The following is a 568-nucleotide window of genomic DNA, read 5'->3' on the forward strand; positions in this document are numbered from 1 at the left end:
TGGAGTCGGCCGACGGTCATAACGACACGATGCTGGATCCTGAGCAGCGGATCTGGGGTTTCGAGACGAATTTCGGTGGTTTGGCGGAGATCGCGCTGGTGAAGTCGAACCAGTTGATGCCGAAGCCGGAGCATCTGTCGTGGGAGGAGGCGGCGGCGCCGGGGCTGGTGAATTCCACGGCGTACCGTCAGTTGGTCTCGCGTAACGGTGCGGGGATGAAGCAGGGTGACAATGTGCTGATCTGGGGGGCGAGCGGCGGGCTGGGGTCGTATGCGACGCAGTTCGCGCTGGCGGGGGGTGCGACGCCGATCTGTGTGGTCTCCAGTGCGGAGAAGGCGGAGATCTGCCGGCGGATGGGTGCCGAGGCGGTCATCGACCGCAGTGCCGAGGGCTACCGCTTCTGGCGTGACGAGCGCACGCAGGACCCGCGGGAGTGGAAGCGCTTCGGGGGCAGGATCCGGGAGCTGACCGGCGGCGAGGACGTCGACATCGTCTTCGAGCACCCCGGGCGGGAGACCTTCGGCGCCTCGGTCTACGTCACCCGCAAGGGCGGCACCATCGTCACCTG

The 568-nt window shown here is 67.1% G+C and carries 1 protein-coding gene; it reads left to right on the forward strand.

What is annotated here, in order from left to right:
• On the forward strand, positions 1-568 hold a 568-nt coding region (locus JT723_RS34685; RefSeq protein ID WP_205048884.1), incomplete at both ends, for a zinc-binding dehydrogenase.

The organism is Actinacidiphila bryophytorum (assembly GCF_016916835.1).
Taxonomy (GTDB): Bacteria; Actinomycetota; Actinomycetes; order Streptomycetales; family Streptomycetaceae; genus Actinacidiphila; species Actinacidiphila bryophytorum.